The organism is Rhodococcus marinonascens NBRC 14363 (assembly GCF_001894885.1).
Lineage (GTDB): Bacteria > Actinomycetota > Actinomycetes > Mycobacteriales > Mycobacteriaceae > Rhodococcus_F > Rhodococcus_F marinonascens.
This window is the reverse complement of sequence record NZ_BCXB01000083.1, coordinates 1-4,444: the sequence shown is the minus strand read 5'-3', so window position 1 is coordinate 4,444 and position 4,444 is coordinate 1. Positions and strand designations below refer to the sequence as shown.

At 60.2% G+C, this 4,444-nt stretch carries 5 protein-coding genes and 2 pseudogenes; 5 read left to right on the top strand and 2 right to left on the bottom strand.

Annotated features, from left to right (window positions below):
- From RM2_RS25480 to RM2_RS22620, 4 genes and pseudogenes are all read left to right on the top strand, one after another.
- Window positions 1-144, top strand: a pseudogene (locus tag RM2_RS25480) (amino acid ABC transporter permease); the annotation flags it as partial.
- A gap of 36 nt (window positions 145-180) precedes the next feature.
- Window positions 181-635: pseudogene (locus RM2_RS22630) on the top strand (amino acid ABC transporter ATP-binding protein); the annotation flags it as partial.
- Between the two features lie 164 nt (window positions 636-799).
- Window positions 800-1,558: a GntR family transcriptional regulator gene (locus RM2_RS22625; RefSeq protein WP_084721968.1), complete on the top strand. Its 759-nt coding sequence runs from the start codon at window positions 800-802 to the stop codon at window positions 1,556-1,558.
- A 31-nt stretch (window positions 1,559-1,589) separates the two neighbouring features.
- On the top strand, window positions 1,590-2,330 hold the full coding sequence (locus RM2_RS22620) for a GNAT family N-acetyltransferase (protein WP_072691708.1): 741 nt from the start codon (window positions 1,590-1,592) through the stop codon (window positions 2,328-2,330).
- A 490-nt stretch (window positions 2,331-2,820) separates the two neighbouring features.
- Here the strand turns inward: RM2_RS22620 and RM2_RS22615 are convergent, their stop codons facing one another.
- Complete coding sequence (locus RM2_RS22615; RefSeq protein ID WP_072691709.1) at window positions 2,821-3,657, bottom strand: AraC family transcriptional regulator; 837 nt, start codon at window positions 3,655-3,657, stop codon at window positions 2,821-2,823.
- 91 nt (window positions 3,658-3,748) lie between these two features.
- Here RM2_RS22615 and RM2_RS22610 point away from each other — a divergent pair, with 91 nt between their 5' ends.
- The gene (locus tag RM2_RS22610) at window positions 3,749-4,120 is read left to right on the top strand and encodes a cupin domain-containing protein (RefSeq protein ID WP_072691707.1); all 372 of its coding nucleotides are present in this window, start codon (window positions 3,749-3,751) and stop codon (window positions 4,118-4,120) included.
- Window positions 4,121-4,189: 69 nt separating this feature from the next.
- Here RM2_RS22610 and RM2_RS22605 read toward each other — a convergent pair.
- On the bottom strand, window positions 4,190-4,444 hold a 255-nt coding region (locus tag RM2_RS22605; RefSeq protein ID WP_169846812.1), incomplete at its 5' end, for an integrase core domain-containing protein.

Genomic DNA, 4,444 nt, shown 5'->3' with positions numbered 1-4,444 from the left:
GCTGCCGGCCTGTTCTACCTCGCACTGACCATCCCGCTCACTCACCTCGTCAACTACATCGACCACCGACTACGCACCGGCCGCGCCGACAGGTCCGGCACTCTCGATCCGGTGGAACAATCCATCGTCGTGGAAGGAGGATAGGGCGATGGCCTTCTCCGTCACTGGCACCAACCTGCACCCGACCAGGGTGACACCCTCCTCGACGGCACGTCGGTACTGAAAGACAATCCGGACAAACTGCGGCAGCGCATCGGCATGGTGTTCCAGCACTTCAACCTGTTCCCACACAAGACCGTCGCCGACAACATCGCCCTCGGACCGTGCAAGCTCGAGGGGATGAAAAAGGACGAGGCGCGAGCCCTGGCCATGAAGCCCCCGGTGATGTTCTTCGACGAAGCCACCTCCGCCCTCGATCCCGAACTGGTGGAGGGCGTCCTCGCGCTCATAGCCGACCTCGCCAAGGGCGGCATGACGATGGTCGTGGTCACCCACGAGATGGTTTCGCCCGTGAAGTATCCGACACCGTGCTGTTCATGGACCACGGTTCCGTAGTCGAGACCGGCAACCCGGATCAGCTTTTCGAAAAGCCCGAAACCGAACGGCTACAGCAATTCCTGTCACAGGTGCTGTAGGAGTGGTCAGCGCAACCGATCCGAAGCTACATGCGTGCCCGATCGGAAGCCCAAATCAATTCAACCGCCTGCGATACCCCGAGAGGATAGCTAGCCTTGACGAAGTGAGAAAACGGGCTGCCGACCAGCGATCCAGGTCGAGATCGGACCTGAAGGAGTGAGCCGTGAACAGCTCGGATTCCCTTCGCCACGAAGCACATCTCCTGGCTACCCATCGCGGTCGACCCCAACGCACCAGCAGACGCGTACGGGTAGCGGGCATCCTGCGCGACGCCATCGTTGACGGCACGTTCCGTCCGGGAGCCAGATTGCCCGAGCCTGACATCTGCGCCGGACTCGACGTCTCTCGCAATACAGTGCGCGAAGCGTTCCAGATCCTGATCGAAGACCGCCTGGTCGCCCACGAACTCAACCGCGGCGTCTTCGTCCGCGTGCCCACCGCTGAGGACATCACCGAGGTGTATATCTGCCGGCGAGTGGTCGAATGCTCCGGCGTTGCGGGCTTCGATCCCGAAACCGGCGACCTCTCCGGGGTCGCCGAGGCCCTCACTTCCGCCGACGAGCGATTTGCGGCCGAAGACTGGGCCGGCGTCTCCACAGCCGACCTCCAATTTCACAACGCCCTCGCGAGCCTCAACCACAGCTGTCGCATCGACGAACTGATGCGAAGCATCTGGAATGAAACGCGCCTTGTATTCCATGCCATGGACACCCATCAATTCCACGGGCCCTACCTCGCCCGAAACCACCAGATCTACGATGCACTGATGGTGGGCCACACCGCGGTCGCAGGTCAGCTACTGAAGATCGCACTCAAAGACGCCGAGGCGCAAACTCTGAAATCTTACCAGCTGATGCAGAGTAGGGACACCGCGGGGACGGCACGCGGTGTCAACCCAGACAACCGATCTCGCGTTGGTTGACAGTTTGGCACAATTGGCTACTTTGGCGAGTATGACTACGATCACTCCACTGGTCTCGGAAGTTCACGAGTTCAATCGCTTCTACGCGCGGGCTATCGGTTTGGTGCAGCCCGAGCCGGCCAGTCCTACAGAAGCGGGAGTGCCCACAGAAGCGGGATTGCTCGCCGGGCTCGACATCGACCAGACCAGCGCAGCAGAAGCCCTTCTGGCCCCACTCGGACAGGCGCAGCGGAAAGAGCTCGTCGACGCCATGGCGCATATCCGCAATGCGCTAGGTGAAAAGCCTCAGTCTCCAAGCTTCGTCTTACGGGCCCCGGGACCGGGAGACCTAGGCTGGGTCATCGAGCGGCACGGCTACCGCTACGCCCACGAACAACAGTGGGATGCAACGGTGGAAGCAACCGTAGCCCGAATCGTCACTGACTTCGCTGAGAGTAGCGAAAGTCGGCAGGCGGCATGGATTGCCGAGTTGGACGGCGAACGGGTTGGCTCCGTCTTCTGCGTAGCCGCCGATCAGGAGGCCACTGCTCAGCTACGGCTGCTACTTGTCGAGCCCTCGGCCCGCGGTCTGGGGGTGGGCACTCAGTTGGTGGAGGAGTGCCTACGTTTCGCCAAGCAGTCCGGCTACACCGACGTCATGTTGTGGACTCTGAATGTGTGCGTCGCCGCGCGACGAATCTATGCGCGCTCCGGGTTCCATCTCGACAAACACGAGCATAGCCACCACTTCGGACACGACCTGGTCGACGAGTTCTGGTCGCGGAGCCTCTGACCTTGGATGCACCGACTCGGCGAAATCACACTCACAGGTTCCTTAACATCTTTTGGTCCGGTAGTTTCACTGGGCGCCCAGGCCGGGTGGGTGTGGCTTGTCACAGGTTGCCTACCTTCAGGTGAGGCTTAAATGGAGTGGCCGCCCGTCCGGTCCGGACTTTCCCGGCCGCACTATTGAGACTTGCGAATATGTCGCTGTTTAAGGATCTGCGGATGGATTGTCTGTGGGCTGACCTGTACGAACACTTCGTAGGAGGCAGCTGGATGGACAAAATTTGTGTCGGTGTCGATGTCGGCAAAGAAGTGCACTGGGCGTGTGTCCTCGATGGGACGGGCATGTTCTGCTGTATCGGAAACTGCGCAACCGAACCAAAGTTCTCTGGGCACTCATTCGCGACAACCGTGCGTGGGTTCCCGGATACACCCCCTACAAGCATGAATCTGCTCTCACCATGACAGCAACATGATGATCAACAGCCTGAATCACCTCAGCGCCAACCTTGCGCGACCTCAAATCCTCGAGCGCTGCTCTTCGCATACATTCCTGGCGGAGTCCCTAGATGCTTGACGAAGTGTCGCGACAGATGGGATTGGTCATGGAATCCAACTTCGACAGCCACATCCGCTAGATCACGCCCCGCCAAAATTCCGCGTCTGGCCAGATCGACTCGGCGTCCAGTCACGTACTTGTGAGGCGGCAGCCCGAGATGCCTCGCGAAGTTCTTGATCAGATACGTGGGGTTCACCTGCAGAATGTTCGACGCTTCACGCATCGTGATTCCCGTCGTGAGCCGCGAATCGAGCAGGTCCCGAAGCTGCTCGGCAACGCGCTTGTCAACCGATTGAGTGTGGATGCCAGGATGCGCGACCGGTTTCAGGATCTCGTTCAATCTTTCACCGAGGAACCCCAAGCGACTCTCAGCCTCGAGCGATTCGCCACGCCGGCTGAGGGCGCAGTGCAGTTGATCGACGCGATGGCGCAGCAAAGGATCCCGAATCTCAGGACCGTCGACGGCTGGGCCGACCAGATCCTCGCCGAGTACCGACGTATCGAGGTAGAGGATCCGTTGCCGGAACCCGGCCTCGGTGACAGGAACTCCGTCGTGCGCAATGCCCGGCGGCAGCAGGGTCACGATCTCAGGAGCTGCGCCGCGTGCTCGATGGTCGAGGTCGTATGCAATCGTTCCTCGGTCGACGAGCATCAACGACCACTGATCGTGCGTGTGCTTGGGATAGGCGTGGCCGACGAAATCGGCGTGGAAAACCTCGGTGATTCCCTCGACGGCCGGTGCCCACGCGGCGATCTGTGCGCCGTGCGGGTCCATGTCAGAAACGTACAAGACGCGGGAACCGCGAGTAAAGAACAGTGGTCTGTATTCGCCGATCGCATCGCGGCGACATCGAGAAAGGAACAACATGCACAGTTCGACGACCGCGATATCCCTCGACAAGAAATTCGCGCAGTTCACCGACCACTGGTCGCCCAAGAAGATCGCCACGCTCAACGACTACGAGATCAAAATCGTCAAGATCAAAGGCGAATTCGTCTGGCACACCCACGCCGACACCGATGAACTGTTTCTCGTGGTCAAGGGAAATTTGCGCATTCAGCTTCGCGACGGCGACGTTCCACTCGGGCCTGGAGACTTGTTCGTGGTTCCCCACGGGGTCGAACACTGCCCGATCGCCGAAGAGGAAGCCGAGGTGATGTTGATCGAACCTGTGGGCGTAACGAACACCGGTGACGTGGGAGGTCCGAGAACAGCCGCGCTCGACGACTGGACATAACAACCTGCGGAACTGGCAGGTCCCCGATAGTCGGGCCACGTGGTTTTAGAGCCACGGTGTGAATTGATGTCAGTCGATCTCGCAGCCCACAGGTTGGTGGATGTGGGTGCACCGGGCAGCGTACTCGGCCGGCGTTCGGTAGCCCAGCGACGAGTGCCGGTGCCGGTGATTGTGGTCCTCCTTGAAGTCGCCGATCACCACCCGCGCTTCGAGCAGATTCGTCCAGTAGTTCCGGTTGAGGCATTCCTTTCGCAGTCGGTTGTTGATCCCCCAAGGACTTCGTCCAGGGAGGTTCCCCCAGATTCGATATGCCCGTTGTTCCAC